Origin of the sequence: Nocardioides baculatus, from assembly GCF_016735675.1 — a bacterium.
Lineage (GTDB): Bacteria > Actinomycetota > Actinomycetes > Propionibacteriales > Nocardioidaceae > Nocardioides > Nocardioides baculatus.
Genome location: NZ_JAERSG010000005.1, coordinates 272,908 through 298,555 on the forward strand (window position 1 = coordinate 272,908; position 25,648 = coordinate 298,555).

At 72.5% G+C, this 25,648-nt stretch carries 22 protein-coding genes; 12 read left to right on the forward strand and 10 right to left on the reverse strand.

Features of this window, described 5'->3' with window-relative positions:
• Positions 1-65: 65 nt before the first annotated feature.
• A complete protein-coding gene (locus tag JI751_RS16895; protein WP_201939142.1) occupies positions 66-1,475 on the reverse strand; it encodes a WS/DGAT/MGAT family O-acyltransferase in 1,410 nt (469 codons plus the stop codon).
• Between the two features lie 87 nt (positions 1,476-1,562).
• Positions 1,563-2,696, reverse strand: coding sequence for a glutamate--cysteine ligase (locus JI751_RS16900; RefSeq protein WP_201939144.1), 1,134 nt, complete (start codon positions 2,694-2,696; stop codon positions 1,563-1,565).
• A gap of 80 nt (positions 2,697-2,776) precedes the next feature.
• On the opposite strand from JI751_RS16900, the gene JI751_RS16905 reads away from it, so the two are divergent.
• Positions 2,777-4,195, forward strand: coding sequence for a threonine/serine exporter family protein (locus JI751_RS16905; protein WP_307814318.1), 1,419 nt, complete (start codon positions 2,777-2,779; stop codon positions 4,193-4,195).
• On the opposite strand, the gene JI751_RS16910 is transcribed toward JI751_RS16905, so the two are convergent.
• From JI751_RS16910 to JI751_RS16930, 5 genes are all read right to left on the reverse strand, one after another.
• A complete protein-coding gene (locus JI751_RS16910) occupies positions 4,170-4,742 on the reverse strand; it encodes a ribonuclease FAU-1 family protein (protein ID WP_201939147.1) in 573 nt (190 codons plus the stop codon). The two genes, JI751_RS16905 and JI751_RS16910, sit on opposite strands and share 26 nt — an antisense overlap.
• Before the next feature lie 207 nt (positions 4,743-4,949).
• On the reverse strand, positions 4,950-6,365 hold the full coding sequence (locus tag JI751_RS16915) for a sensor histidine kinase (protein WP_201939148.1): 1,416 nt from the start codon (positions 6,363-6,365) through the stop codon (positions 4,950-4,952).
• Positions 6,362-7,075, reverse strand: a complete 714-nt coding sequence (locus JI751_RS16920; protein WP_201939151.1) for a response regulator transcription factor — start codon at positions 7,073-7,075, stop codon at positions 6,362-6,364. Before JI751_RS16920 ends, JI751_RS16915 begins: the two co-directional genes overlap by 4 nt.
• Positions 7,076-7,133: 58 nt before the next feature.
• Entirely contained in the window at positions 7,134-8,288 is a 1,155-nt protein-coding gene (locus tag JI751_RS16925) for an RNA polymerase sigma factor (protein WP_201939153.1), read from the reverse strand.
• 8 nt (positions 8,289-8,296) lie between these two features.
• A complete protein-coding gene (locus JI751_RS16930) occupies positions 8,297-8,707 on the reverse strand; it encodes a YciI family protein (RefSeq protein ID WP_201939154.1) in 411 nt (136 codons plus the stop codon).
• 154 nt (positions 8,708-8,861) lie between these two features.
• On the opposite strand from JI751_RS16930, the gene JI751_RS16935 reads away from it, so the two are divergent.
• The 7 genes from JI751_RS16935 (at position 8,862) to JI751_RS16965 (ending at position 17,652) form a co-directional block, all read left to right on the forward strand.
• Positions 8,862-9,368, forward strand: a complete 507-nt coding sequence (locus JI751_RS16935) for a SigE family RNA polymerase sigma factor (RefSeq protein ID WP_201939155.1) — start codon at positions 8,862-8,864, stop codon at positions 9,366-9,368.
• Complete coding sequence (locus JI751_RS16940; protein WP_201939156.1) at positions 9,365-10,525, forward strand: hypothetical protein; 1,161 nt, start codon at positions 9,365-9,367, stop codon at positions 10,523-10,525. The genes JI751_RS16935 and JI751_RS16940 overlap by 4 nt, the downstream gene beginning before the upstream one ends.
• 64 nt (positions 10,526-10,589) lie before the next feature.
• Positions 10,590-11,045 (forward strand): hypothetical protein, encoded by a 456-nt coding sequence (locus JI751_RS16945; RefSeq protein WP_201939157.1) that lies wholly within the window; start codon positions 10,590-10,592, stop codon positions 11,043-11,045.
• A 56-nt stretch (positions 11,046-11,101) separates the two neighbouring features.
• Complete coding sequence (gene hrpA / locus JI751_RS16950; protein ID WP_201939167.1) at positions 11,102-14,989, forward strand: ATP-dependent RNA helicase HrpA; 3,888 nt, start codon at positions 11,102-11,104, stop codon at positions 14,987-14,989.
• A 9-nt stretch (positions 14,990-14,998) separates the two neighbouring features.
• Positions 14,999-15,595 (forward strand): hypothetical protein, encoded by a 597-nt coding sequence (locus tag JI751_RS16955; RefSeq protein WP_307814319.1) that lies wholly within the window; start codon positions 14,999-15,001, stop codon positions 15,593-15,595.
• A gap of 154 nt (positions 15,596-15,749) precedes the next feature.
• Positions 15,750-16,220 (forward strand): type II toxin-antitoxin system PemK/MazF family toxin, encoded by a 471-nt coding sequence (locus tag JI751_RS16960; RefSeq protein ID WP_201939171.1) that lies wholly within the window; start codon positions 15,750-15,752, stop codon positions 16,218-16,220.
• Positions 16,221-16,230: 10 nt separating this feature from the next.
• Complete coding sequence (locus tag JI751_RS16965) at positions 16,231-17,652, forward strand: extracellular solute-binding protein (RefSeq protein WP_201939172.1); 1,422 nt, start codon at positions 16,231-16,233, stop codon at positions 17,650-17,652.
• A 58-nt stretch (positions 17,653-17,710) separates the two neighbouring features.
• Here JI751_RS16965 and JI751_RS16970 read toward each other — a convergent pair whose 3' ends face one another.
• Complete coding sequence (locus JI751_RS16970) at positions 17,711-19,015, reverse strand: HRDC domain-containing protein (RefSeq protein WP_201939610.1); 1,305 nt, start codon at positions 19,013-19,015, stop codon at positions 17,711-17,713.
• Between the two features lie 2 nt (positions 19,016-19,017).
• A complete protein-coding gene (locus tag JI751_RS16975; RefSeq protein ID WP_201939173.1) occupies positions 19,018-19,635 on the reverse strand; it encodes a DUF3000 domain-containing protein in 618 nt (205 codons plus the stop codon).
• A 71-nt stretch (positions 19,636-19,706) separates the two neighbouring features.
• On the opposite strand from JI751_RS16975, the gene hemE reads away from it, so the two are divergent.
• Positions 19,707-20,753 carry a uroporphyrinogen decarboxylase gene (gene hemE / locus JI751_RS16980; RefSeq protein WP_307814320.1) on the forward strand — a complete coding sequence of 349 codons (1,047 nt, stop codon included), beginning with the start codon at positions 19,707-19,709 and terminating at the stop codon, positions 20,751-20,753.
• Here the strand turns inward: hemE and JI751_RS16985 are convergent.
• Entirely contained in the window at positions 20,719-21,693 is a 975-nt protein-coding gene (locus JI751_RS16985; protein WP_201939174.1) for a LysR family transcriptional regulator, read from the reverse strand. The genes hemE and JI751_RS16985 overlap by 35 nt on opposite strands.
• Before the next feature lie 117 nt (positions 21,694-21,810).
• On the opposite strand from JI751_RS16985, the gene JI751_RS16990 reads away from it, so the two are divergent.
• From JI751_RS16990 to JI751_RS17000, 3 genes are all read left to right on the forward strand, one after another.
• Complete coding sequence (locus JI751_RS16990) at positions 21,811-23,115, forward strand: acyl-CoA dehydrogenase family protein (RefSeq protein WP_201939187.1); 1,305 nt, start codon at positions 21,811-21,813, stop codon at positions 23,113-23,115.
• A 186-nt stretch (positions 23,116-23,301) separates the two neighbouring features.
• Complete coding sequence (sfnG, locus tag JI751_RS16995) at positions 23,302-24,417, forward strand: dimethylsulfone monooxygenase SfnG (protein WP_201939195.1); 1,116 nt, start codon at positions 23,302-23,304, stop codon at positions 24,415-24,417.
• Positions 24,417-25,634, forward strand: coding sequence for an SfnB family sulfur acquisition oxidoreductase (locus JI751_RS17000; RefSeq protein WP_201939198.1), 1,218 nt, complete (start codon positions 24,417-24,419; stop codon positions 25,632-25,634). Before sfnG ends, JI751_RS17000 begins: the two co-directional genes overlap by 1 nt.
• The last annotated feature ends 14 nt before the right edge of the window (positions 25,635-25,648 follow it).

Sequence of the window (25,648 nt, forward strand, 5' to 3'; positions counted from 1 at the left end):
GTAGAGATCCGTACCTGTAAGCGGGCAGGTCCCCGGATATCCGGGGACTTGCGGACGGCCCGGACTCAGATGCCGGCGGCCCTCTCGAGGGCCTTCAGCTCGTCGTCGAGGTACTGGAGCAGCACCTGGAGGTGGGGGACGGTGCGGCGGCAGCCCGTGAGGCCGAAGCACATCTTGCCGTCGTAGGACGTGCAGGTGATGTTGAGCGCCATCCCGTTGATCGGGATCGAGAGGGGATAGGTGCCGGTGAGCTTCGCGCCGTTCCAGTAGTGAGTCGTGCGCGGGCCGGGGACGTTGCTGACGATGAGGTTGTACGGCGGCCGCACGACGCCCGACATCCGGAGGGCGGGGCCGAGGATGGCGGGCGCCTGACCGAGCGCGCTCATCGCGAGGATCTGCGCGGGGGTCATCGACGAGAGCACCTCCTTGCCGTCCTTCATCGAGGTGTGGATCGCCGACAGCCGCTGGGCCGGATCCGGGAGGTGGGTGCCGAGCTGCACCATCACCGAGCCGACGGCGTTGCCGCCCTCGGCGGAGGCGAGCCCGGACTGCTTGGCGTTGAGGCCGACCGGGACCATCGAGACGAGGGTCGTGTCGGGCAGCGCGTCGAGGTCGGCGAGGTAGGTGCGCATCGCACCGCTGACCATCGCCAGCACCACGTCGTTGATCGTGGTGCCGGTGGCCTTGCCGACGCCGCGCAACCGCTCGACCGGCCAGTCCTGGGCGGCGAAGCGGCGCGAGCCGGTGATGTTCTGGTTGAGGATCGTGCGCGGTGCGTAGAGCGAGAGCGCCGAGGTCTCGTTGCGCACGGACTTGTTGAGGGTGCGGATCAGCGCACCGGGCATCCCGGCGGCCTCGGTCGCCAGCGCGAGGGCCGTACGCACCGTGGTGGCCGAGACGTCGGACAGCGAGGCGCCGCCGTCGTCCCGGCCGGGCGCCTCCTCACGAGGCGCCCGCGGTCGCATCGCCCACGGCGCGGGCATGTTGCGCTCGTCGGGGTCGGTCGACAGAACGCTCGCGAGCAGCCGCATCGCCGAGACGCCGTCGACGAGGGCGTGGTGGGTCTTGGTGTACATCGCGACGCGGCCGTCGCGCAGGCCCTCGATGACGGTGGCCTCCCACAGCGGCCGCTCCCACGCGAGCCGGGTGCTGTGCAGGCGCGAGCAGAGCTCGAGGAGCTCGCGGATCCGGCCGGGCCTGGGCAGTGCGCTGTGGCGGACGTGGTGCTCGATGTCGAACTGGTCGTCGGGCTGCCACACCAGCTGGCCCGCCGTACGCGCGGAGCGGTGCGGGTGCTTGAGGAAGAGCGGCGCGATCTGCTCGACGTCGCGCATCTGCTCGTACATCTCACGGACGTAGTTGCGCCCCGCGCCCTCGGGCTTCTCGAACAGCTGGAGTCCGCCGACGTGCATCGGCATGTTGCGGTTCTCGGCGAGCAGGAACCCGGTTGCGGTCGGGTCGATCGGGTTCACCACGGCGTACTCCTCAAATTCCCCGGGTCGGGAGCGTCCGGGCATCCTCTCGCCCGGTGACGACCGCCACAAGGGAGGGTGGCGGTCGTCTCAGGGATGCAGCGAGTGGTCGAGCTCCGCGACCAGCGCGTCGACCACGGCGACCAGGTCGCCGCCGGACTCGCGGGCGACCGCGCGCTGGCGCTGGTAGGAGGCGCCACGGGTCGGGATGTCGGCGACGGTGCGCAGCTCGGCCTCGCAGCCGAGCCGGCGGGCCACCGGCGTGAGCCGCTCGAGCAGGTCGTCGAGGTCGTCGGTCACCAGCCGCTCGCGGTTGCGGTCGTCGAGGATGACGATCGCCTCGAGGCCGTAGCGCGCGGCGCGCCACTTGTTCTCCTGCACCTGCCACGGCGGCATCGTCGGCAGCGCCTCACCGTCGGCGAGCCGGGTGTCGAGGTCGACCACGAGGCAGTGCACCAGCGCGGTGAGCGCGGCGATCTCGCCGAGGTCGGACATGCCGTCGCACACCCGGTGCTCGAGCGTGCCGAGGTGCGGTGCGGGGCGGATGTCCCAGCGCACGTCGGCCATCGAGTCGATGATCCCGGTCGTCGTCTGGTCGTCGATGCACTTCTCGAACTCGGCCCACGTGTCGAACGTGAACGGCAGCCCCGCGGTCGGGAGCTGCTGGAACATCAGCGCCCGGTTGGAGGCGTAGCCGGTGTCCTGGCCGGCCCAGATCGGCGAGCTGGCCGAGAGGGCGAGGAGGTGGGGGTACGTCGTCAGCATCGACGCCAGGACCGGCATCACCCGGTCGCGCTCGGGCATCCCGACGTGCACGTGGACGCCCCAGATCAGCATCTGTCGGCCCCACCACTGGGTCCGGTTGATCAGCTCTGCGTAGCGGTGGCCATCGGTCAGCTGCTGGTGCGACCAGTCCGCGAAGGGGTGCGACCCGGCGCCGAGCAGGTCGACGCCGAGCTCACGGGCCGCGGGCGCGACCACCGCGAGGGTCTCCCGCAGGTCGGTCACCGCCTCGCCGACGGTGTCGCAGATCCCGGTGACGATCTCGACGGTGTTGCGCAGCAGCTCCTTGTGCAGGCGGCCGGGGTCGTCGAGGCGTCCGCCGGCGAGCTCGTGCAGCTCGGAGCCGCTGCTGACGAGGTCGCGGCTCACCCGGTCGACGAGCATCAGCTCCCACTCCACGCCGAGCGTGGGCTCGGGCGACGCGTGGAAGTCGATGCGCATGACCCAACTCTAGGGAGCGCGCAGCGGGGCCGGATCACCCCTCTGACGGGCGGACCGCCAGCGGTGCGAGCATGGCCTGCGTGGACCAGCGCGACGCCCTCACCCCGGACGACGAGCAGGCGGCCGAAGAGGCAGCCGAGGAAGCTGCCGAGCGCGCCCGCGAGGTCCACCTGACCATGGATCTCTGCCTGCGGATCGGCGAGATGCTGCTGTCCTCGGGCGCCGGTGCCGCCGACGTGACGGCGACGATGCGGTCCGTCGCCGATCACCTCGGGCTGCGCCAGGCCGAGATCGACGTGACCTTCACGGCCCTCTCGATGAACTACCAGCGCTCCGCCGACGACGTACCGGTGCTGCTCATGCGCCACGTCCAGCAGCGCGACATCGACTACGAGGACCTGACCGCGGTCGACCACCTCGTCCGTGACCTCCTCACCGACCAGTGCGACCTCTACCTCGCGCGGTCGCGGATGGCGACGATCGTCTCGCTCGGCCACGCGTTCCCACGCTGGGCGGTGACCGTCGCGTGGGCGGTGATGGCCGCCGCGGTCGGCGTCTTCCTCGGTGGTGGTGCGGTCGTCTCCGTCGTGGCCGCGATCGCAGCCGCGCTGATCGACCGGGTGCAGATCCTGATGGCCCGGCGGCGGCTGCCGTTCTTCTACCTCCAGGTCGCCGGCGGCGCGATCGCGACGCTGCTGGCCGCCGGTGTCGCCGCGACGCCCGTCGACGTGGACCCGTCCCTCGCGGTGACCGCCAACATCATCCTGCTGCTCGCCGGCATCGGGCTGATGGGAGCCGTGCAGGACGCGCTCACCGGCTTCTACCTGACCGCGAGCGCACGCCTCATCGAGGCGATGATGGCGACGGCGGGCATCATCGCCGGCGTCGCGCTCGGCATCTCGATCGCCGACGGCATCGGCCTCCGGCTCGGCCAGCTCGTCCCCGGCAAGCTGGGCAGCATCTCGGAGCTCCCCACGATCCTCGTCGGCGCGGCGGTGTCGGCGGCCGCCTTCAGCGTGGCGTCGTACGCACCCCGGCGTGCGGTGCTGCCCGTCGGCCTCATCACCGCGGTCGCGGCGACGATCTCGCAGGGCGTGGAGTACGTCGGCTTCGGCCGGGCGGCCGGCGCAGGTGCGGCCGCGTTCTTCATCGGCCTCGTGGCCTACGCCGTGGCGGGTCGCGTGCGGGTGCCGCCGCTCGTCGTCGCGGTGCCGGCGATCGTGCCATTCCTGCCCGGTCTCTCGATCTATCGCGGCCTGACGTTCCTCGCCAACGGGGGCGACGACGTGTCGCAGGGCATCCTCGCGCTGATGACCGCGATCTCCGTCGCGATCGCGCTGGCGTCCGGCGTGATCCTGGGGGAGTACGTCGCCCAGCCGCTGAAGCGCGAGGCCCGCAAGCTGGAGAGCCGGCTCTCCGGGCCGCGCCTCGTCGGCCCGTTCCGGGCGATGACGCGCAGCGAGCGGCGGGCGCTCAGGCGGACGTCGTCCGACGACTGAGGTCGTCGAGCCACCGCTGCGCGGTGCCGTCGTACGGCGCCCGCCCGGCGCGGACGTCCGCGAGCACCTCGTCGCAACTGGCCTGCGCCCGCTCGATGACGTCGGCGGGATAGCCGTAGGCGACCTGGTGCTCGGCGAACTCGTCCTCGTCGTCGACGAAGATCTCGCCGGCGACGCGCCCCGCGTCTGCCGCCGCCTGGTAGACCACGGTCGGGAGCGGGTCGGCCATCCGGATCACGTCGAGGTCGAGGTCGACCGCGCGCAGCACGGCTCCGTCCCAGCGGCCGGGGGTGGCGATGTCCACGTAGAGGTCGCACCAGATGCCGGGTGCGTGGAAGGTCGCTGCCCACCACCCGTCGGGCGTCACGAGCGTCACGCAGGCGGCCTTCGAGACCAGCTCGAGCCCCGGGCGCGTGTTGACCGTGCCCTCGGGGAACCCCAGCCACTCGCCGTGCTCGTCGGACCCGAGGTGGATGCCGTCGAACTCCCAGTGCGGCCGGTCGCCCCACTTCGTCATCTCACAACGGATCGGGGTCCCGGGCTCCATGCCCCGACCCTAGGTGAGTGGGACGCATGTGTTCGCGGCAGAGCTGCCGAGTGGGCCCATGTGTTCGCAGAAGAGGTGCCGAGTCGGCGCGTGTGTGCGCGAGAAAGGTGCCGAGTCGGCGCATCTGCACGGCGCGGACAAACAGATGCGCCGACTCGACCGGTCTTGGGCGTACACATGCGCCGACTCGGCGGGGTGTACGCCCGGTCAGTGGGGGAGGTGGACGGTGAGGGTGGTGTCGCCCGGGGCGGTGTCGAGGGAGACCGAGCCGCCGTGGGCGGCGACGATGGCCTCGACGAGGGAGAGGCCGAGGCCGGCGCCGCCGGCGCGGGTGCGGGCGACGTCGCCGCGGACGAAGCGCTCGAAGGCGCGGGGGGCGAGCTCGGGCGGGAAGCCCGGTCCGTCGTCGTGGACCGTGAAGCCGTACGCCGTCCCGGTGACCGTGACGGTGCTGCCGGCAGGGGTGTACTTGCGGGCGTTGGTCAGCAGGTTGGTGACGACCTGGTGCAGCCGCGCCTCGTCGCCGGGGACGGTGAGCGGCGCGTCGGGCAGGGACAGCCGCCACTGGTGGTCGGGGTCGACCACTCGTGCGTCGTTGACCGCCTCGAGCAGCAGGCGGGACAGGTCGACGGGGGTGCGCTCGAGCGGTCGACCGGCGTCGAGCCGGGCGAGCAGGAGCAGGTCCTCGACCAGGGCGGTCATCCGGGCCGACTCGGTCTCCACCTTGTCGAGCGCGGTGCCGGTCGTCTCCGGGCGCCGGCGGGCCAGCTCGGTGTAGCCGGCGATGGTGGCCAGCGGCGTACGCAGCTCGTGGGAGGCGTCCGCGACGAACTGGCGCACCTGCTGCTCGCTGCGGTGCCGCTGGTCGAGGGACGCCTCGACGTGGTCGAGCATCGTGTTGAGCGCAGCACCGACCTGGCCGACCTCGGTGCGCTCGTCGGCGAGCCGGTCGGGAACCCGCTCGGTCATCTCGATCTCGCCCGACGCGAGCGGGAGCTCGGACACGCGGTGCGCGGTGGCCGCGACCTCGCGCAGCGGCGCCACCTGGCGGCGTACGACCCAGGTCCCGACGCCGGCCGCAGCGACGACGCCGAGGATGGTGGCGAGCAGCTCGAGGCGCACCAGCTCCTCGAGCGTCTGGTCGATGCCCGACGTGGGCAGCCCGAGGAGCTCGTAGGTCCCGTCGAAGGGACCTCGGACGAGCACCCGGTAGCTGCCCAGGCCGGGGATCCGGACGTCCTGGGGACTCTTCGAGCCGACCACGCCGGCGATGGCCGCGAGCTGCTCGGAGGTCAGCGCGGGGGTGCCGGAGTCGCCGCCGCGGATCACCTGTCCGTAGCCGGTGCCGTTCGTCGTCAGGCGGGCGAAGACCGAGCCGTAGCGCTGACCGATGTAGTCGTCGCGGTCACCGTCGTCGTCACGGATGACCGGGGGACCGCCGTCCCCGGGGCCCGGCCCGAAACCGCGCCCGACGCTCGCGCGGAGCTCGTCGTCGAGCTGGCTGCTCAGCTGGGACCGCATCGCCAGCGTGGTCGCCGTACCGATGAGGAGGGCGGTGACCGCGACGAGCAGCACCGCCACGGCGACCAGGCGGGCGGTCAGGGTCAGCGGACGGCGGGTCATCCCGCCGGCTTCAGGACGTAGCCCGCGCCGCGCATGGTGTGGATCATCGGCTCGCGGCCGGCGTCGATCTTCTTGCGGAGGTAGGAGATGTAGAGCTCGACGACGTTGGCCTGCCCGCCGAAGTCGTACTGCCACACCCGGTCGAGGATCTGCGCCTTGCTCAGCACGCGTCGCGGGTTGCGCATCAGGAACCGCAGCAGCTCGAACTCCGTCGCCGTGAGACCGATCTCGGTGCCCGCGCGGTGCACCTCGTGGCTGTCCTCGTCGAGCGTCAGGTCGCCGACGACGAGCACGTTGCCGGCCTCGGCCTGGGCCGCGCTGCCGCCCCGCCGGATCAGCCCGCGCAGCCGCGCCACGACCTCCTCGAGCGAGAACGGCTTGGTGACGTAGTCGTCGCCGCCCGCGGTCAGGCCGGCGATCCGGTCCTCGACGGCGTCCTTGGCGGTGAGGAAGAGGACGGGGACGTCGTTGCCGTCGGCGCGCATCCGGCGCAGCACCTCGAGGCCGTCGAAGTCGGGCAGCATGATGTCGAGCACCACGGCGTCGGGGCGGAAGTCGCGGGCGGTCGAGACGGCGTCCGTGCCGGTGTGGGCCATCGCGAGGTCCCAGCCCTCGTAGCGCAACGCCATCGCCAGCAGCTCGGCGATGTTGACCTCGTCGTCGACCACGAGCACGCGCACGGGTGAGCCGTCGGGGCGGGTGAGGACCATGGCAGCATCCTGCCGCCGATTCCTGTGGAGTTCCTGTGCGACACCTGTCGGGCCTCGATCAGTGGTGGAGGCGTGCGGCCTGCTTCGTCAGGTGGGTCCGCTCGGCCGCACTCGTCGCAAGCGCCGCCGCCTCGGCGTAGAGCCGCGCCGCGGCTGCGAGGTCGCCGTCCTTCTCGTGGAGGTACGCCGACACGGCCCGGTGGCGCGGCAGGGCGGGGTCGACCTCGGCGAGTGCGGCGAGACCCGCCCGGGCGCCGTCGGCCTCGCCCACGGCCACCGCCCGGTTGAGCCGGACGACCGGGCTGCCGGTCAGCGCCAGCAGCTCGTCGTACCACTGCACGACCTGCACCCAGTCGGTCTCCGCGGCGGTCGGGGCGTCGGCGTGAAGGGCGGCGATCGCGGCCTGGAGCTGGTACTCGCCACGCTGCTCGCGGGCGAGCGCGGCCTGCAGGACGGCCACGCCCTCCTCGACCAGCGCCGTGTCCCACAGGCTGCGGTCCTGGTCGGCGAGCGGTACGAGCGTGCCGTCCGCGCGCCGCCGGGCAGGCCGCCGCGCGTGGTGCAGCAGCATCAGCGCGAGCAGTCCGTCGGTCTCCGGGTCCGGTCCATGATGGCTGGCCAGCACCGCCAGCTCGCGGGTCAGCCGGATGGCCTCGGCGGCGAGGTCGACGTCGCCGGAGTAGCCCTCGTTGAAGACGAGGTAGAGCACCCGCCGCACCGTCGCGAGGTCGCCGGGCCGGTCGAACGACTCGCCCGACACCGTCCGCTTCGCGCGGCTGATCCGCTGCGCCATGGTGGCCTCGGGCACGAGGTAGGCCTCGGCCACCTGACGCGTGGTCAGGCCCGCGACGGCTCGCAACGTCAGCGCCACCGCGGACGCGGGCGTCAGGGCGGGGTGGGCGCAGAGGAAGAAGACGCGCAGCGTGTCGTCGGTCGTCTCGACCGGACCGGTCTCCGGCTCCGCCTCGACGGTCTCCTCGCGCCGCTGTCGCGCCGCCCCGGACCGTACGCCGTCCAGGAACCGTCGCCACGCGACGGTGACCAGCCAGCCCTTCGGGTCGCGCGGCGGGTCGTCCGGCCACGACCGGACGGCCTCGACGAGCGCGTCCTGCACGGCGTCCTCGGCCGCCGCGAAGTCCGCTCCGCGGCGGACGAGGACGCCGATGACCGCGGGCACGAGCGGCCGCAGGACCGCCGCGTCGAAGACGTCCACCGGCAGGGTCAGTCCTCGGTGCCGGACGGAGCGCCGTAGAACGGGCGCACCTCGAGCCACTCGTGGATCGGCCTGCCGCCCTTGCCCGGTGCCAGCGAGAGCTCGCCGGCGAGCTCGACCGCGCGGTCCCAGCCGTCGACGTCGACGACGTACCACCCCGCGATGAGGTCCTTGGTCTCGGCGAACGGCCCGTCGGTCACGGGGCCGGTGCCCTCGTCGTTGGCCCGCACGAACGCACCCTCGGGGGAGAGCGCCTGCGCGTCGACGAACTCGCCGCTGGCCTCCAGCCGCTTGCCGAAGTCGTCCATGAACTGCATGTGCGCGTCGACCTCGTCGGGCGCCCACTCCTCCATCGGGTGGTCGTTGACGGTGCCCGCCGGAACGCCGCGGTAGTGCTTGAGGATGAGGTACTTCGGCATCTCGTTCTCCTTCTCAGGTGCGGCCCATTGTGGCCGCGTCCATCCCGGGGACGGAGCCGCCGAGCAGTTCTCGACATGGATCCACGGATTTCTCCCAACCGATCGCCGCCCGCCTCCGTCTATCGGGTGAGACTGGCCAGACACAGGGGGCACGATGCCGGATCGCGACGGGGACTTCACGACGTACGTCGTGCAGCGGCGCCCGCAGCTCTACCGCCTGGCCTACCTCCTGTGCGGCGACGCGCACCGCGCCGAGGACATCGTCCAGGTGGCGCTCGCCAAGCTCTACGGGGCCTGGGACAGAGCGTCGCGGCTCGAGGGGATCGACGCCTACGTCCGCCGGATCGTGGTCAACAGCCACCTCGACGAGACGCGCCGTCCGTGGCGCCGCGAGCGGCTGCGCGACCGGGAGCAGCTCGACGTCCCGGTCCCCGCGCCGCTCGGGGTCGAGGAGACCGACGCCCTCTGGACCGCCCTGCGGGGGCTGCCGGAGGGTCAGCGTCGGGTCGTCGTCCTGCGCCACTACTGGGGCCTCTCCGTCGAGGAGACGGCCCGCGACCTCGGGATCAGCACCGGAACGGTCAAGAGCCAGACCTCGCTGGCCGTCCACGAGCTCAGGCGGGTCCTCGACCCGGCTGCCATGACGGGAGAACGTCCATGATCGACCTCGAGGACCGGCTGCACGCGCTGGCCGATGCCGTCGACGTGCCCCCCGTGTCGCCACACGACGACCTGCTCCGGGGGCGACGCCGGCGTCGGCGTCGCCAGTGGGCGACGACGGGCGGAACAGCGCTCGCCAGCGCCGCGGTCGTCGTGGCGGTCTGGGGCGCGGTCGGCGGCCCGTCGTCGGAGAAGGTCGGTCCGGCCGATCGGACCGTGCCGCCCGCGCAGGTGGAGGAAGACCTGCGCCGCGACCTCGACGCCCGGCAGAGCGAGCTCGCAGCGATGGATGCCGACCGGCGGGCCTACGACCTCCTCGTCGACCGGCTCGGCCTCGAGCCGGCCGCCCCCTATCGCCTGAGCCTCATCCCGAGCTACGACGCGGACGACCGCATCCAGATGCTCGCCCCCTCGGTGGTCGTCCAGGACGACGCGACGGGTGAGCTCCGCGAGGTGTCGGCACGGATCGCGCGCACGTGGGAGGCCACGGAGTGGCGCGACTTCTCGTGCTACCCCGGCTGCGCGACCTACGAGCTCGGTGGTCGCGCGGTCGAGGTCGGGAGGTACGCCGACCAGTGGGGGTGGGCGACCGATCGGGCCGACGGCACCGTCGTCGTCGTCCTGCTCCCGAATCCTGCGAACATCCTCGGCATCCAGCAGGACCAGGTCGACGCCGTGCTGCGCGACGCAGTCCTGCCGGACTCCGTGGACGAGGCCGCCGCGTGGAACGACCGGATGCTCGACGTCGGCCTCCAGTACTTCACCGACTCGCCGTACTCGATCATCACCGGCGACGCGAGCGCCCACACGGGTCCGACCGTCAAGGCGCAGGCGGCGTTCCGCGGCACCGTCGAGGGCGAGGTGTGGTGGCAGGCCGAGCTCCTGTCCACCGCTCCCGACGGCTGCCGGCCCGGGTTCGAGTGCCAGGACCGCGTCATCGACGGGACCCCGCTCACGTTCCGGTTCATCCGGGGCGGTGAGCACGACGGCTGGGCGTGGATCGAGCACGACGGACCGGTCGTGCGCTCCCGGGTGCTGATGGAGCCCAGCAGGGCGGAGGGAGTGGCGTGGCCCATCCCGCTCGAGCGGGTCGCGTCCTTCCTCAGCCACCCGTTCTGGCAGGACCTGCCCCCCTCGCAGAGCGTCCCGATCGGCTGAGATCCACGGCGGGCTGCGAGCCCGGGCACAGGTCGGGCACAGGAAGCAGGCCCACGCTCAGCGCATGAGCGACGACCAGCAGGGCACGCCCCGGCCCGACGACGAGACCCAGCCCGTACGCCGCGACGGAGGGCTGCCACCCGCCCCCGACCCGGCACCGGTCGCGCCGGCCGCCACCGCGGCAGCACCAGAGCCCGTCGGTCGCCGTGGCTTCCGTGAGCGCTTCAGCAGCCTGCGCCGCTCCGACGGCCGGGACCGCACCTACGGACTGGCCGCCCTCATCGCCTCGGCGCTCGCCGGCGTCATCGTCGGCGGCCTGGGCCTGACCGTGGTGCACGCGATCACCCACGACGGGCCGGGCGACCGTGGTGGGTGGGCGGAGCGCCGCGACGACAGGGGAGGTCCCGGGTTCGACCGCGGGTTCGGCGGACGCGACGGCATGCACGGTGGTCCTCCCGTGATGCCCGGCCAGGTCCAGCCGACCACGCCCCCCGAGGAGGACGAGGGCTCCAGCTCCTGACATGATCCCCGGCTGACCGGGGATCGCTGGAAACCCGGTTGCCGCCGTGGGCGAGAATGGCGCCCGTTGTGAAGATCTCCTACCCCGCCGAGCTCCCGGTCTCCGCACGCCGCGACGACATCGCTGCGGCCATCCGCGACCACCAGGTCGTGATCGTGGCCGGCGAGACCGGCTCGGGGAAGACCACCCAGCTGCCGAAGATCTGCCTGGAGCTCGGCCGGGGCCAGGGGTCCCCCGAGGGCGGCAAGGGGGGCGGCAGGGGTGGCGGCAAGCTCATCGGCCACACCCAGCCGCGCCGGATCGCGGCCCGCTCGGTGGCCGAGCGCATCGCCGAGGAGCTCGGCACCGAGCTCGGCGACGTCGTCGGCTACCAGGTCCGCTTCACCGATCGCACGTCGAAGGCCAGCCGGGTGAAGCTGATGACCGACGGCATCCTGCTGGCCGAGCTCCAGCGCGACCGCGACCTCCGCAAGTACGACACGATCATCATCGACGAGGCCCACGAGCGCAGCCTCAACATCGACTTCCTCCTCGGCTACCTCAAGCGCCTGCTGCCGCGCCGCCCCGACCTCAAGCTCATCATCACGAGCGCGACGATCGACGTGGACCGCTTCGCGAAGCACTTCGACGCACCCGTCGTCGAGGTCTCGGGTCGTACGTACCCGGTCGAGGTCCGCTACCGCCCGCTGCTGGAGCTGCCGGAGGACGACGAGGACGGCGAGCCGGTCCAGCGCGACCAGACCGAGGCGATCGTCGACGCCGTGCGCGAGCTCTCGGCCGAGGGCCCCGGTGACGTGCTGGTCTTCCTGCCCGGAGAGCGCGAGATCCGTGACACCGCCGACGCGTTCGACGCACTCAAGAGCGACCGCCTCGAGATCGTGCCGCTCTACTCGCGGCTCAGCGCTGCCGACCAGCACAAGGTCTTCTCCAGCCACCCGTCGACGGTGCGCCGTGTCGTGCTGGCCACCAACGTCGCCGAGACGTCGCTCACCGTCCCCGGGATCGCGTACGTCGTCGACACGGGCGTCGCACGGATCAGCCGCTACTCCGTACGCACCAAGGTGCAGCGGCTGCCCATCGAGCCGATCAGCCAGGCCTCCGCCAACCAGCGCTCCGGCCGCTGCGGACGCGTGTCCGACGGCATCGCCATCCGGCTCTACTCCGAGGAGGACTTCGAGGGGCGCCCGGAGTTCACCGACCCCGAGATCCTGCGGACCAACCTGGCCAGCGTCATCCTCCAGATGGCCTCGCTGCGCCTCGGCGACATCGCCCGCTTCCCGTTCGTCGAGCCGCCCGACCGCCGCAACATCAAGGCCGGCACCGACCTGCTCGAGGAGCTCGGCGCCGTGCAGACCTCGCCCGCCCCGCAACGTCATACGGAGGGGGCATCCGCTCGCCCCGACCGTATGACGTCCCAGCCGGGGCTGCGCCTGACCAACGTCGGCAAGCGCCTCGCCCGCCTCCCGATCGACCCGCGCCTGGGTCGGATGATCCTCGAGGCCGAGCGCCTCGGGTGCGTCCGCGACGTGCTCGTCATCGCGGCCGCCCTCTCGATCCAGGACCCGCGCGAGCGGCCGGAGGAGCAGCGTCCGCAGGCCGACCAGCTGCACGCCCGCTTCAAGCACGAGTCCAGCGACTTCCTGACCTGGCTCAACCTGTGGCGCCACATCAAGCAGCAGCAGAAGGAGCTCTCGTCGAGCGCCTTCCGCCGGATGTGCAAGCGCGAGTTCCTCAACTACATGCGGATCCGCGAGTGGCAGGACTACGAGTCCCAGCTGCGCCAGGTCGCCAAGGAGATGAAGCTCGAGGTGGGGCACCCGTCCGACCTCCCCGACGCGGACGGCATCCACCAGGCCCTGCTGTCCGGCCTGCTCAGCCACATCGGCGCGCTCGAGGAGCGCGAGCAGGGCAAGCCGGGGGAGCGGCGCCCGATGCGGGAGTACCTCGGCGCCCGCAACGCCCGCTTCGCGATCTTCCCCGGCAGCGTCCTCAAGGGCCGCAACCCGGGCTTCCTGATGAGCGCCGAGCTCGTCGAGACGTCGCGGCTGTGGGCCCGCCAGAACGCCGCGATCAACCCCGAGTGGGCCGAGCGGCTCGGCTCCCACCTGGTCAAGCGGACGTACTCCGAGCCCCACTGGTCGCGCAAGCGCGCGGCCGTGATGGCGCGCGAGCGCGTCACGCTGTACGGCGTGCCGCTGGTCGCCGACCGCCTCGTGCAGTACGGCCGGATCGACGCGCCGCTCGCCCGCGAGCTCTTCATCCGTCATGCCCTCGTGCAGCGCGAGTGGGACTCGCGGCACCGCTTCCTCGCCGAGAACGCGCGGCTGCTCGAGGAGGCCGAGGAGCTCGAGCACCGCGCCCGCCGCCGCGACATCGTGGTCGACGAGGAGACGCTCTTCGAGTTCTACGACGGCCGCGTCGGCGCCGACGTCATCAGCGGCCAGCACTTCGACCAGTGGTGGAAGCGGGCCCGGCAGAAGCGTCCCGACCTGCTCACCTTCGACCCGGAGATGCTCACCCACGACACCGCGGCAGAGGTGCGCGCCCTCGACTTCCCGACGCAGTGGCACGACAGCGACGAGGCCGGGCTGACCTTCCCGATCAGCTACCACTTCGAGCCCGGCGCGGCCGACGACGGCCTCACCATCGACGTCCCCGTCGCGACGCTGAACCGCATCGAGGCCGACGACTTCTCCTGGCTGGTGCCCGGACTGCGCGAGGAGCTGGTCACTGAGCTGATCCGCTCGCTGCCCAAGAACCTCCGGGTCGCGATGGTGCCCGCGCCCAACACCGCCCGCGAGTTCCTCGCCGCCACGCCGCCCGGCTCCGAGCCGCTGCTCGACGCCCTCGAGCGGTTCGCCCGCAGCACCCGCAGCCTGGTCATCGACCGCGAGGCGTGGGACTGGTCGAAGGTGCCGACCCACCTCCAGCCGACCTACCGCGTGGTGACCGAGGAGGGCGGCGAGGCCGGCCGCGGCAAGGACCTCGACGCGCTCAAGGAGCCGCTGCGCTCGACCTTCGAGCAGGCGATGGCCGACGTCGCGTCCGACTCCGGCATCACCGCGACCGGCCAGACGGCGTGGACCTTCGGCACGATCGACGAGTCCTTCGTCCAGCGCAGGGCGGGGCACGAGGTGCGCGGCTTCCCGGCCCTCGTCGACGAGGGCACCACCGTCGGGCTCCAGGTGCTCGCCACGCCCGACGTCGCCGCGGCGCACCACCGCCTCGGCGTACGCCGGCTCGTGCTGCTCGCGCTCGGACCGGCCGATCCCGTCGACGAGGTGCTCGCCGCTGCCGGCCTCGACCAGAGGGCCAAGCTCGCCCTCGTCGGGTCGCCCTACGCCAGCGTCGGCGACCTGCTCGACGACGTGCGCGCCGCGATCGTCGGCGAGGTGGTCGACGCACGACCGACCGTCCGCGACGAGGCGGCGTACGACGTGGTGGTGGCCGCCGCCCGCACCGCGGTCGCCGAGGGGATGAGCCCGGCCGTGCACGAGGTGATGCGCGTGCTCGAGTCGTGGCGCGCCACCGACCGCGCGATCTCCGGGCGCGCCGACCTGATGACGTTGCCCGCGATGACCGACATGCGCGCGCAGGTCGCCCGGCTGATGGAGCCGGGGTTCGTCGGCATGGCAGGCATCAGCCGGCTGCGCGACTACCCGCGCTACCTCGCCGCGGTGACCCATCGCCGCGAACGGCTCGACGGCCAGGTGGCCCGCGACCGCCAGCTCCAGGACCAGCTCTCCGGCCTTCAGGACGCCTGGCTCCACGCCGTCGCCGCGCTGCCCGAGGGCCAGCCTGTCCCGCAGCACCTGCGCGACTCGCGCTGGCTGCTGGAGGAGTACCGCGTCTCGCTCTTCGCGCAGCAGCTCGGGACCCGGGAGAAGGTCAGCGACCAGCGGATCCGCAAGGTGATGGGCACCTCCCTCCAGCACCAGTCCTAGGCTGGGTCGGTGACCGGCCGCATCCACCACCGCCCGATGACGCCGGGCGACGGCTTCTTCGACGAGATCATCGGCGGCGCCGACCCCGCGCAGGTGCGCGAGGCCGGCGACCTGGCCGCGACGATCCTGGTGCGCGGCGCCCGCGACTCCGACGACCCCGAGCTCGCGGAGCGCATCGTCCACCTCGCCGAGAGCGAGGGCCTCGAGACCCTCGCCGAGGTCTGGTCGGGTGCGCCGTCCGACACCCTCGCGGGCAGCCTGTGGCGACTGTTCCTCCTCCGCTCCTGGGTGTACGCCGCCCCGGAGCAGGTCGCGAGCGAGTACGACGCCGGCCACCGTCGCGTCGACGTCGCGCGGGTGGTCGCCGGCGTGGCCGACCCGCCCGGGCCCGACGAGCTGCGCCACATGGTCGACGACGTCCTTCGTGGCATCGCCCGGGGCGACTTCGCCGTGACGCTCTTCCGAGCCGCCGCCTTCGCCCGCATCGTCGCCGCGGGCCGGGCGAGCCTCGGCGCGGCGACGCACGAGGAGATCAGCCGGATGCTCGTGCTCTCCGAGCAGCTCGAGGCCGCGGGTCAGGTGGAAATAGCGCACTCGCTGGGGTGAGTCGCTAAAATGGATCCTGAGTGCGTCGGGCTGTGGCAGCCCCGGGTCCCGAAATTAGCCGCTACGAGCGGCCACGCGCCGTGAGGCGCTCCCGGTCCGGCGCACTCATACACGTCTGGCCCATCCCCGGTGACCTGCGCTCTAGGCTCGTGGGATGACGATCGGCAAGCGCGTCCGCGCCTTCTTCGGCTCCTCCGGCTCGAGCAGCTCGGGCAGCTCGGGCGGCTCGACCTCCGACGGCGCCCGCTACGCGCCCGAGGCCGACGGCGAGCCCGACCCGGGCGAGGTCGTCTGGGCGTGGGTGCCCTACGAGGACGACCCGACGCAGGGCAAGGACCGACCGGTCCTGCTGCTCGACACCGCCGGCCCGGGCGAGGGCGACGGATGGGTCGGTCTGATGCTGAGCAGCCAGGACCACGACCGGGACGCCGAGGACGAGGCACGCCACGGTCGCCACTGGATGGACGTCGGCACGGGAGCCTGGGACAGCCAGCGGCGCCCCAGCGAGGTCCGGCTCGACCGCCTCATCCACCTCGAGCGCGACGCCATCCGCCGCGAGGGAGCCGCGCTGGACGAGACGACCTTCCGTGACGTGGCCGAGGCATGGCGTGGCCTCTCCCGTTAGGGTTCCCTCCGTGCTCGCCCGCCCTTCCTCCCCGCGCCGGTCCCTGCGCAGCAGCGGCCTCGTCGCCTGCGCACTGGCGCTCGCGCTGTCCCTGGCGGCGTGCACCGACGACGCCGAGCCGGGCCCGGGCCCCTCGCCGACGAAGACCTCGAAGCCGACGGACAAGCCGCGCAAGATCACCTTCGGCGCCTACGGCTCCGAGGAGGAGGTGGCCGCCTTCCAGAGCGTCGTCGACTCCTTCAACGCCAGCTCGACCACCCGGCAGGTCACGCTGAAGTCGTGGCCCGACCACGAGTCGGCGCTCGCGGACGTGCTCGCCGGCAACGCGCCCGACGCCTTCCTCACCTCGCGCATCGACCTCGGCCAGCTCGTCGACGCCGAGGCGCTCCAGCCGGTGAGCCTGCTGCTCGACGAGCGCGGCGTCGACTTCGGCGACCGCTTCTCGCGCGACGCCGTCGACGCGTTCGCGATGGACGACGAGCTCCAGTGCATGGCGTACTCGGTGTCCCCGATGGTCATCTACTACAACACCGACCTCGTCGACTTCGACAAGATGGAGCGCCGCGAGCTCGACGTGCCGACGGCCGACGACGAGGGCGTACGCGACCGGTGGACGCTGGCGGAGTTCGAGGCTGCCGCGCGCTTCGCCTCGCGCCGCGGCGACACGCGCGGGGTCTGGATCGACCCGACGCTCCAGGGCCTCGCCCCCTTCATCTACTCCGGCGGCGGCCAGGTCTTCGACGACGACCGCGAGCCCACGTCGCTCGACTTCAGCGACGACAACACCCGCGAGGCGCTCGACCAGACGCTGCGGGTCCTGCGTGACTCGACGATCACGCCGACCAACGCCCAGCTCGCGCGGGCCACCCCGACCCAGCTGTTCAAGCGGGGCGAGCTCGCGATGATCGCGGGGTTCCGCAACCTCGTCCCCGAGCTGCGCGACGCCGAGGACCTCGACTTCGACGTGCTCCCGATGCCGATCATCGACTCGCGCGCGACCGTCGGCGACATCAACGGCCTCTGCATCTCCGCCGACTCCGAGGTCACCAACGACGCGGCCGACTTCATCGCGTACGCCGTCTCGGACGCCGCGATCGCGACGGTCGCAGCGACCGGCTACATCGTGCCGGCCAACACCCAGGTCGCCGCGTCCGACGACTTCCTTGCGCCCGACGACGAGCCGGCCAACTCGGCGGTCTTCAACGCGAGCATCCGCTACATGGTGGTGCCGCCGTTCATCGACCAGCGCGTCGCCCTCGTCGAGGCGGTGACCCCGCTCCTCGAGCGGCTCGTCACGGCGCCGGGCGTGCTCGACCTCGAGCTCACCACCGAGGAGATCGACCAGGCGTCGCGCACGATCCTGTCGCCCGAGGAGACCGAGTCGCCGACGGAGTCACCCACCGAGGAACCGACGGAGTCCCCGACCGAGTAGCCGCGGGGCACCGCCCCGAGCGATGGTCCACCCACACTCCCGCGCGCGGAAAGGGTGGCTACTCCGGGGCGGGCTCGTCCGGCTCGATGTCGGCGAGGAGGATCGCGCCGACCAGGGCCCCGGTGACGAGCTCGGCCTGCCACGGCCGGGCGCCGAAGGCAGCGAGCTGCTCGCGGACCGCGAGGGCGAGGTCGGCGGGGTCGCGGGTGGCCGGCGGCGCCCACATCAGGCGGCGGAGGTAGTCGGGGGTCAGCAGGTTCTCGACCGGCAGGTGGTGCACCTCGGCGAGGTTGAGCATCGACTCGCGGGCCGCCTTGAAGCGTCGGTCGGCCACCGGCTCGCGGTCGCCCCAGGTGCGCGGGTGCGGGGGACCGTCGCCGCGCGGCGCCCGCGCGGGCAGCTCGTCCTCGCTCATCTCCCGGACCCGCTGGAGCGCCTCGACCCAGGTGGCGGAGTAGCGGCCGGCGCCCCGGCCGTGGAAGCCCGGCGTCGCGAGCAGCGCCCGGCGATCGGTCGGCATCGCCGTGGCGGCGACGACGATCGCGGAGTCGGGCAGGATCCGGCCGGGCGTCACGTCGCGCTCGGCCGCGATGGCGTCGCGCGCCTCCCAGAGGGCGCGAGCGGCACCGAGCGCCCGGCGACCGCGCAGCCGGTGCACGCCCGACGTACGCCGCCACGCGTCGACGCGCACGGCCGGCTCGAAGTCGAGCAGGTGGTCGAACTCCTGGCGCGCCCACTCGGCCTTGCCGGTCTCCTCGAGCTCGGCGGCGATGTGGTCGCGCAGCTCGATGAGGACCTCGACGTCGAGCGCGGCGTACTCCAGCCACGGCGTGGGCAGGGGGCGCGTCGACCAGTCGGCGGCGGAGTGCTCCTTGCGCATCCGCTGGCCGAGCACCGTCTCGACGAGCGTGGCCAGACCGACGCGGGGGTAGCCGAGCAGCCGCCCGGCGAGCTCGGTGTCGAAGAGGCTCGTCGGCGTGAGGCCGACCTCGCGCAGGCAGGGCAGGTCCTGGGTGGCCGCGTGGAGGATCCACTCGGACCCGGCCAGCGCCTCCTGGAGCGGCGCCAGCGTGGTCATCTCGATCGGGTCGACCAGCCACGTGCCGGCACCCTCGCGGCGCAGCTGGATCAGGTAGGCCCGGTTGGAGTAGCGGTAGCCCGACGCGCGCTCGGCGTCGATCGCGACCGGACCGGTGCCGGCGGCCAGGGCGGCACTCGCCTCGGCCAGCCCCTCGTCGGTGTCGACCACCTCGGGCAGGCCGTCGCGCAGCACCAGCAGCGGAGCCGGCGCCGCCTCAACCGCGTCGCGGTCGGGTGAGGGCTCAGTCGTGGGCTCGGTCTCGGCCGGCTCGCGGTCGGCCATGCTCACGTGCCGCGCTGACCGCGCCGGCTCGGGATCGCCGTGACGCCCTCGGGCACCGGCGGCAGCCCGACGGCGGTGCACATCAGCTCGCCCCACGCCTCGACGTGCGCGGTCATGTCGAGGCCGTCGTCGCCGACGGTCGGCGTCCACGACGCGCGGATCTCGACCTGCGCGGTGCCGGGCTCGTCGGCCATCCCGCCGAAGCTCTCGGTGGTGACGCAGGTGACCGTCCCGGAGGCGGCGTGGAACGCGGCGCCGTGCGCCTCGAGCGCCTCGGTGAGCCACGACCAGCCGACCGCGGCCAGCATCGGGTCGGCTCCGAGCTCGGGGTCGATGTCGGCGCGGGCGTAGGCCACGCAGCGGTAGGTGCCGTCCCAGGCGTCATTGCCCGCCGGGTCGTGCAGCAGGATCAGGCGGCCGGTGCCGAGGTCCTCGTCGTCGACGGTGACGTCGCCGCTGAGGGCCGACGACCACGGCGCGATGCGCTGCGGCGCGGGCATCTCCTCGCAGAAGACCTCCGGGCGCAGCGAGGCCTGCCGCATCGACTCCACAGCCGCACGGAACTCCGCAGGCCCAGCCCCGGCACCGCTGCCCGGGTGGGTCTCGTGACGGGCCACCATTCGGCCAGACTAGGCCAGCCGTGCGCTTCGCCGATGTGCCGCCACGCCGCCTGACCTGCGAAGATTCGGCCGTGACCGACGCCTCCGCCACGCCCCACCCCGGACTGTCCGAGAGCCCGTTCCTGGTGGCCGCGCGCGGCGGGAAGCCGTCGCACACTCCCGTCTGGTTCATGCGCCAGGCCGGTCGCTCGCTCCCGGAGTACCTCAAGGTCCGCGAGGGCATCGGGATGCTGGAGTCCTGCATGGACGCCGACCTGGTCACCGAGATCACCCTGCAGCCCGTCCGCCGCTACGGCGTCGACGCCGCGATCTTCTTCTCCGACATCGTGCTGCCGCTGAAGGCGGTGGGCGTCGACCTCGACATCAAGCCCGGCGTCGGCCCCGTCGTCGCCTCACCGGTCCGCACGCTCGCCGACGTCGAGGCGATCCCCGACCTCACCGACGAGCACGTCCCCTTCATCTCCCAGGCCGTGCGCCAGCTCGTCGCCGAGCTCGGTGCGACCCCGCTCATCGGTTTCGCCGGGGCACCCTTCACCGTCGCGTCCTACCTCGTCGAGGGCGGTCCGTCGAAGGAGCACGCGAAGACCAAGGCGATGATGTTCGGCGCCCCCGACGTCTGGGACGCGCTGATGCGCAAGATCGCCGGCATCGCGGCGGCCTACCTCCGCATCCAGGTCGAGGCCGGCGCCTCCGCGGTGCAGCTGTTCGACTCGTGGGCGGGCGCCCTCACCCCGGCCGACTACCGCGCCTCCGTCATGCCCCACTCCGAGCGCGTCCTCGCGGCGGCGGGCGAGCTCGGCGTGCCGCGCATCCACTTCGGCGTGGGCACCACCAACCTGCTCGGCCTCATGGGCGAGGCCGGTGCCGACGTGGTCGGCGTCGACTGGCGTACGCCGCTGGAGCAGGCGATCCCGCTCGTCGGCGACCGCGTCGTGCAGGGCAACCTCGACCCGACGCTCGTCTTCGCGCCGACCGAGGTGATGACCGCGCGAGCGGCCGAGATCATCGAGGCCGGACGCGCGGCCAAGGGACACATCTTCAACCTCGGCCACGGGGTCATCCCGTCGACGAACCCCGATCAGCTCACTGCGCTGACCGACTTCGTGCACGGCTACTGATCGGCGTCACGACCGCCGGGTCCGCCTCGAGCGACGCGAGGTAGTCCCGCGCCTGGCGCACGAGCGCGGTCTGCAGGTCGCGGACCGGCTCGGGCACGCGCTCGGCGCGGCGGCGCAGCATCAGCAGGGTGACCGTCGTCGCCCCCTGACCGGCCAGGATCGGCCGCGTCGTCAGGATCCCGGCGCGCACCAGCGGGTCACCGGTGATGGAGAAGTCGGGCAGGATCGAGATCCCCAGCCCGGCGGCGACCATCGCCTTGCCCATCTCGGCCCCGTCGGTGGCGTACGTCGTCCCCGGCAGCGACCCGGCGAAGAGCCGGTGGGCGTAGCGGTGCATCACGAAGCCCGGACGCATCAGGACGTGCGGCTCGGCGCGCAGGTCCTCGACGCTCACGTGGGGCTGCGAGGCGAGGGGGTGGTCGGCGCGCATGCACGCGACCGGGGTGCCCTCGATGAGCTTGTCGGCGACGATCGAGGCCGGGATCTCGTCGCCCGGGAGCACGTTGACCAGCCCCAGGTCGAGCGACCCCTCGGCGAGACCCTGCTGGATGTCGGCCTGGCGAGCGTTGACCACCTCGACGCCGCCCGACCCGTGCTGGGCGTGCAGGTCGCGCAGCGCGGGCGCGAGCAGGGTGGAGGAGGCGGCGTTGACGGTGCCGATCCGCAGGTCGCGACGACGTACGGACTGCTGGCCGGCGGCCTGCCGCAGCCGGTCGACGGCCTCGAGGACGTCGGTCATGTTCTGGAGGAGGTCCAGTCCCTGGCGGCTGATCCGCGAGCCGGTCCGGCGACGGTCGAGGAGGGTGGCGCCGAGCTCCTTCTCGAGCTTGGTCACCGCCTCGCTCAGCGCGGGCTGGGAGATGTGCATGGCCTCGCTCGCCCGGCGGAGCGAGCCGTGCTCGGTCACCGCCGCGAGGTACTCCAGTTGTTCGATCCGCACCCGATGCTCCTGCTCTGACGTGGTGGTCGGGAAAACCTTGCGCCCGGAAGTCACGCTTCCGGACCCCGGCTCCCTAAAGTCTACTAAGTAACTATACAAAACGGGAGGAACCCACCCATGACCACCCTGCGTGTCCGGCCCGCCCTCAGCCGGAACAGCTCGTCCGTCAGTCCCACCCCGCCTACCGCGGCCTCCGTCGACTGGGCCGAGATCTTCTCGACCGTCGGCGAGGGTGCGCTCCAGCGCGAGCTCGACGGTGAGCTGCCCGTCGAGGCGGTGCGCCTCCTCAAGGCCGAGGGCTTCGGCGCGCTCCGGGTGCCGACGGCGTTCGGCGGCGGCGGGGTCGGCCTCGTCGACCTCGCCCGGCTCTGGATCGAGCTCGCAGCCGTGGACGCCAACCTCCCGCAGGCATTCCGCGGCCACTTCGCCCTCGTCGAGGACCGGCTGTGGCACCACGCCCGCTCGAGCGACCAGCGCGTGTGGTTCGACCGCTTCGTCGCCGGCGAGATGGCCGGCAACGCCTGGTCCGAGGTCGGCTCCGACATCGACCTGCCGCGCACGGTGATCCGCCCGCGCGCCGACGGGTCCTGGCGGCTGGACGGCACGAAGTACTACACGACCGGCACGATCTTCGCGGAGTGGGCCGACGTCCACGTGCGCGTCGCGCGCCCCGGCCACCCCGACGAGGTCGAGGACCCGACCGCGATCGCGCTGGTCGACACGCGCGACCCGGGTGTCAGCGTCACCGACGACTGGAACGGCTTCGGCCAGAAGGGCACCGGCAGCGGCACCACGACCTTCGACAACGTCGGCGTGCCGGCCGACCACGTGCTGCCCTTCGAGGAGCGCTTTCCCTACCAGACCGCGTTCTACCAGCTGAACCTCCTCGCGACCCTGACGGGCATCGCGAAGTCCGCCCTGGCCGACGTCGTCGACGCCGTCCAGAAGCGCACCCGCAACTTCTCCCACGCCAACGCTCCGCGCGTGCGCGACGACGCCCAGGTGCTCGCCCGGATCGGCGAGATCGCTGCTGCGGTGTACGCCGCCGAGGCCGCGACGCTCCGCGTGGCGGCCAGTGTCCAGGCCGTGGCCGATGCGGTGCTGGTCGGCGACGACGAGGTCGGCGCGCTGGTCGAGGCGAGCGAGATCGAGTCCTCCACCGCGCAGGTCGTCGTCTCCGAGCTCGTCCTGCGCGCGACGTCCGACGTCTTCGACGCGCTCGGTGCCTCGGCGACCGCGCGGCCCCTCGCCCTCGACCGGCACTGGCGCAACGCCCGCACCGTCGCCTCGCACAACCCGCGCATCCTGAAGGCCCGCGTCGTCGGCGCGCACGTCGTCAACGGGACCCCGCCGCCGTACGCCTGGTCGATCGGCGGCACCCGCCGGCGCCAGGACTGGACGGAGAAGGCCCCGCAGGGCTGACCGGTCACGCACCGGCTCCGGAGGGGGTGGCGGGTATTGCCTGCAAGGCAGCGCCTGTCACCCCCTCGACATCCCCGCTGTCCGGCAATTCGACGGACCGGGGGAGACCGCTGCTACGTTTGTCTACAAGATCGATAGAGATTAAGTAGGAACCGGCACCGTCCGCTGCATCCCGAGGAGAGCCCGATGAGCACGTCCCCCGCTCGCACCGCCGAGCCGCTGCAGTTCGCCTACTGGGTGCCCAACGTCTCCGGTGGCCTCGTCATCTCCGACATCGAGCAGCGCACCGGCTGGGACTACGACTACAACAAGCGCCTCGCGCAGACCGCGGAGAACAATGGCTTCGACTACGCCCTCACGCAGGTGCGCTACACCGCGTCCTACGGCGCCGCCTACCAGCACGAGGCGACCTCGCTGAGCCTGGCGCTCCTGCTCGCAACTGAGCGGCTCCAGGTGATGTCGGCCGTGCACCCCTACATGTGGCACCCGGGCGTGCTGGCGAAGTTCATCGCGACCGCCGACCACCTCAGCAACGGTCGGGCCTGCATCAACGTCGTGTCGGGCTGGTTCAAGGACGAGGCCACGAGCATGGGCGTGCGGTGGCTCGAGCACGGCGAGCGCTACCGCATGACCGAGGAGTTCATCGCCTACATGCGCGCGATCTGGACCGACGACCACGCCAGCTTCCGGGGCGACTTCTTCCAGCTCACCGACTTCGACATGAAGCCCAAGCCGCTGGACCTGCCCGGCAGGCCTACTCCTCAGGTCTTCCTGGGTGGCAACTCGACCGTCGCGCAGGGCGTCGCGGGTCGGCAGGCCGACTGGTACTTCGCCAACGGCAACACCCCCGACGGCATCGCCGAGCAGATCGCCGGCGTCGGCGCCTCCGCGCGGGCAGCCGGCCGCACGGTCAAGGTCGGCGTCAACGGCTTCATGGTCGCCCGCGAGACCGAGGCGGAGGCGCACGCCACCCTCGAGGAGATCATCGCGAAGGCCAACCCCGAGGCCGTCCAGGGCTTCGGCGACGCGGTGAAGCAGGCCGGCCAGTCCACCGGTGACAAGAAGGGGATGTGGCAGGACTCCGACTTCCGCGACCTCGTCCAGTACAACGACGGCTTCCGCACCGGACTGGTCGGCACTCCCGAGCAGGTCGCGCACCGGATGATGGAGTTCAAGCGCCGCGGCGTCGACCTCTTCCTCCTCGGCTTCCTCCACTTCCAGGAGGAGGTCGAGCACTTCGGCCAGCACGTGCTCCCGATCGTGCGCGAGCTCGAGGCCGCCGAGGCCGAGAAGGTCGCGTGATGCTCGCTCCTGCGCGCACCCGCGTCCCGGTGCTCTCCACCGACGAGGCGATCGCCGTCGCCGGCGAGATCGCGGCCGACCTCTCGGCCGGTTCGGCCGCGCGCGACCGCGACCGGGTGCTGCCCGCGCACGAGCTCGCGCGACTCTCGGAGTCCGGCCTGCTCGCGGCGACCGTACCGGCGTCGTACGGAGGTGCCGGGCTGTCCGTCGAGACGCTGGTCGAGGTCTTCCGGGTCCTCGCCGCCGGCGACCCGAGCGTCGCGCAGGTGCCCCACAGCCACTTCGTCTACGTCAACGCGATGCGCCACCAGGGCACGCCCGAGCAGCAACGCTTCTTATTCGGCGAGGTGCTGGCGGGCAAGCGCTTCGGCAACGCGCAGTCCGAGACCGGCACCCGGCGCGTCCGCGACATCCGCACCGCGCTCACCCTTGTCGGCCAGGGTCGGTGGACCCTGAGCGGCACCAAGGGCTACAGCACCGGCGCGCTCTTCGCTGACTGGATCCCGGTGCTGGCCCGCAAGGACACGCTCGCCGCACCGGGCACCGGCCCGCTGCACGTCGCGTGGGTCGAGCGCCACGCCCCGGGCGTCACGGTCACCGACGACTGGAACGGCATGGGGCAGCGCACCACCGCCAGCGGCACCGTCGACCTCGTCGACGTGGAGGTCCACGACGACCGGATCACGCCCTACCACCTGACCTTCGAGGGTCCGCAGACCTACGGCGCCTTCGCGCAGGTCCTGCACGCCGCCCTCGACGTCGGCATCGCCCGCTCCGCGCTGCGCGACGCGGCCGACTTCGTGCGGACGTCGTCGCGCCCCTACCCCGACGCCGAGGTCGAGCGCGCGGCCGACGACCCGCTCGTCGTCCAGGCGCTGGGTCAGATGGAGGTCGACGTACGCGCCTCGGAGGCGCTGCTGCGCGAGGCCGCGCGTGCGGTCGACGCCGCCGATGCAGACCTGACGTCCGAGTCCGCCGCCGACGCCAGCCTGGCCGTCGCGGCCGCCCGCGCGCACTCCGCGTCGACCTCGGTCGAGGTGTCCAGCCGGCTCTTCGAGGTCGCCGGCACCCGCTCGGCCCTCGACTCGCTCAACCTCAACCGGCACTGGCGCAACGCGCGCACCCACACCCTGCACGACCCGGCCGCATGGAAGGTCCAGCATCTCGGCCGGCACGTGGTCGACGGCACCCCGCCGCCCAACCACGGTCAGCTCTGAGGGTTTCGAGGCTC

Coding starts and splice junctions, on each gene's coding strand:
- JI751_RS16900 (WP_201939144.1), bottom strand. CDS start 2,696: ATGCGCATCGACTTCCACGCGTCGCCCGAGCCCACGCTCGGCGTGGAG.
- JI751_RS16910 (WP_201939147.1), bottom strand. CDS start 4,742: ATGGAGCCCGGGACCCCGATCCGTTGTGAGATGACGAAGTGGGGCGAC.
- JI751_RS16915 (WP_201939148.1), bottom strand. CDS start 6,365: ATGACCCGCCGTCCGCTGACCCTGACCGCCCGCCTGGTCGCCGTGGCG.
- JI751_RS16920 (WP_201939151.1), bottom strand. CDS start 7,075: ATGGTCCTCACCCGCCCCGACGGCTCACCCGTGCGCGTGCTCGTGGTC.
- JI751_RS16930 (WP_201939154.1), bottom strand. CDS start 8,707: ATGCCGAAGTACCTCATCCTCAAGCACTACCGCGGCGTTCCGGCGGGC.
- JI751_RS16935 (WP_201939155.1), top strand. CDS start 8,862: ATGCCGGATCGCGACGGGGACTTCACGACGTACGTCGTGCAGCGGCGC.
- JI751_RS16940 (WP_201939156.1), top strand. CDS start 9,365: ATGATCGACCTCGAGGACCGGCTGCACGCGCTGGCCGATGCCGTCGAC.
- JI751_RS16945 (WP_201939157.1), top strand. CDS start 10,590: ATGAGCGACGACCAGCAGGGCACGCCCCGGCCCGACGACGAGACCCAG.
- hrpA (WP_201939167.1), top strand. CDS start 11,102: ATGGCGCCCGTTGTGAAGATCTCCTACCCCGCCGAGCTCCCGGTCTCC.
- JI751_RS16960 (WP_201939171.1), top strand. CDS start 15,750: ATGACGATCGGCAAGCGCGTCCGCGCCTTCTTCGGCTCCTCCGGCTCG.
- JI751_RS16970 (WP_201939610.1), bottom strand. CDS start 19,015: ATGGCCGACCGCGAGCCGGCCGAGACCGAGCCCACGACTGAGCCCTCA.
- JI751_RS16975 (WP_201939173.1), bottom strand. CDS start 19,635: ATGGTGGCCCGTCACGAGACCCACCCGGGCAGCGGTGCCGGGGCTGGG.
- JI751_RS16990 (WP_201939187.1), top strand. CDS start 21,811: ATGACCACCCTGCGTGTCCGGCCCGCCCTCAGCCGGAACAGCTCGTCC.
- sfnG (WP_201939195.1), top strand. CDS start 23,302: ATGAGCACGTCCCCCGCTCGCACCGCCGAGCCGCTGCAGTTCGCCTAC.
- JI751_RS17000 (WP_201939198.1), top strand. CDS start 24,417: ATGCTCGCTCCTGCGCGCACCCGCGTCCCGGTGCTCTCCACCGACGAG.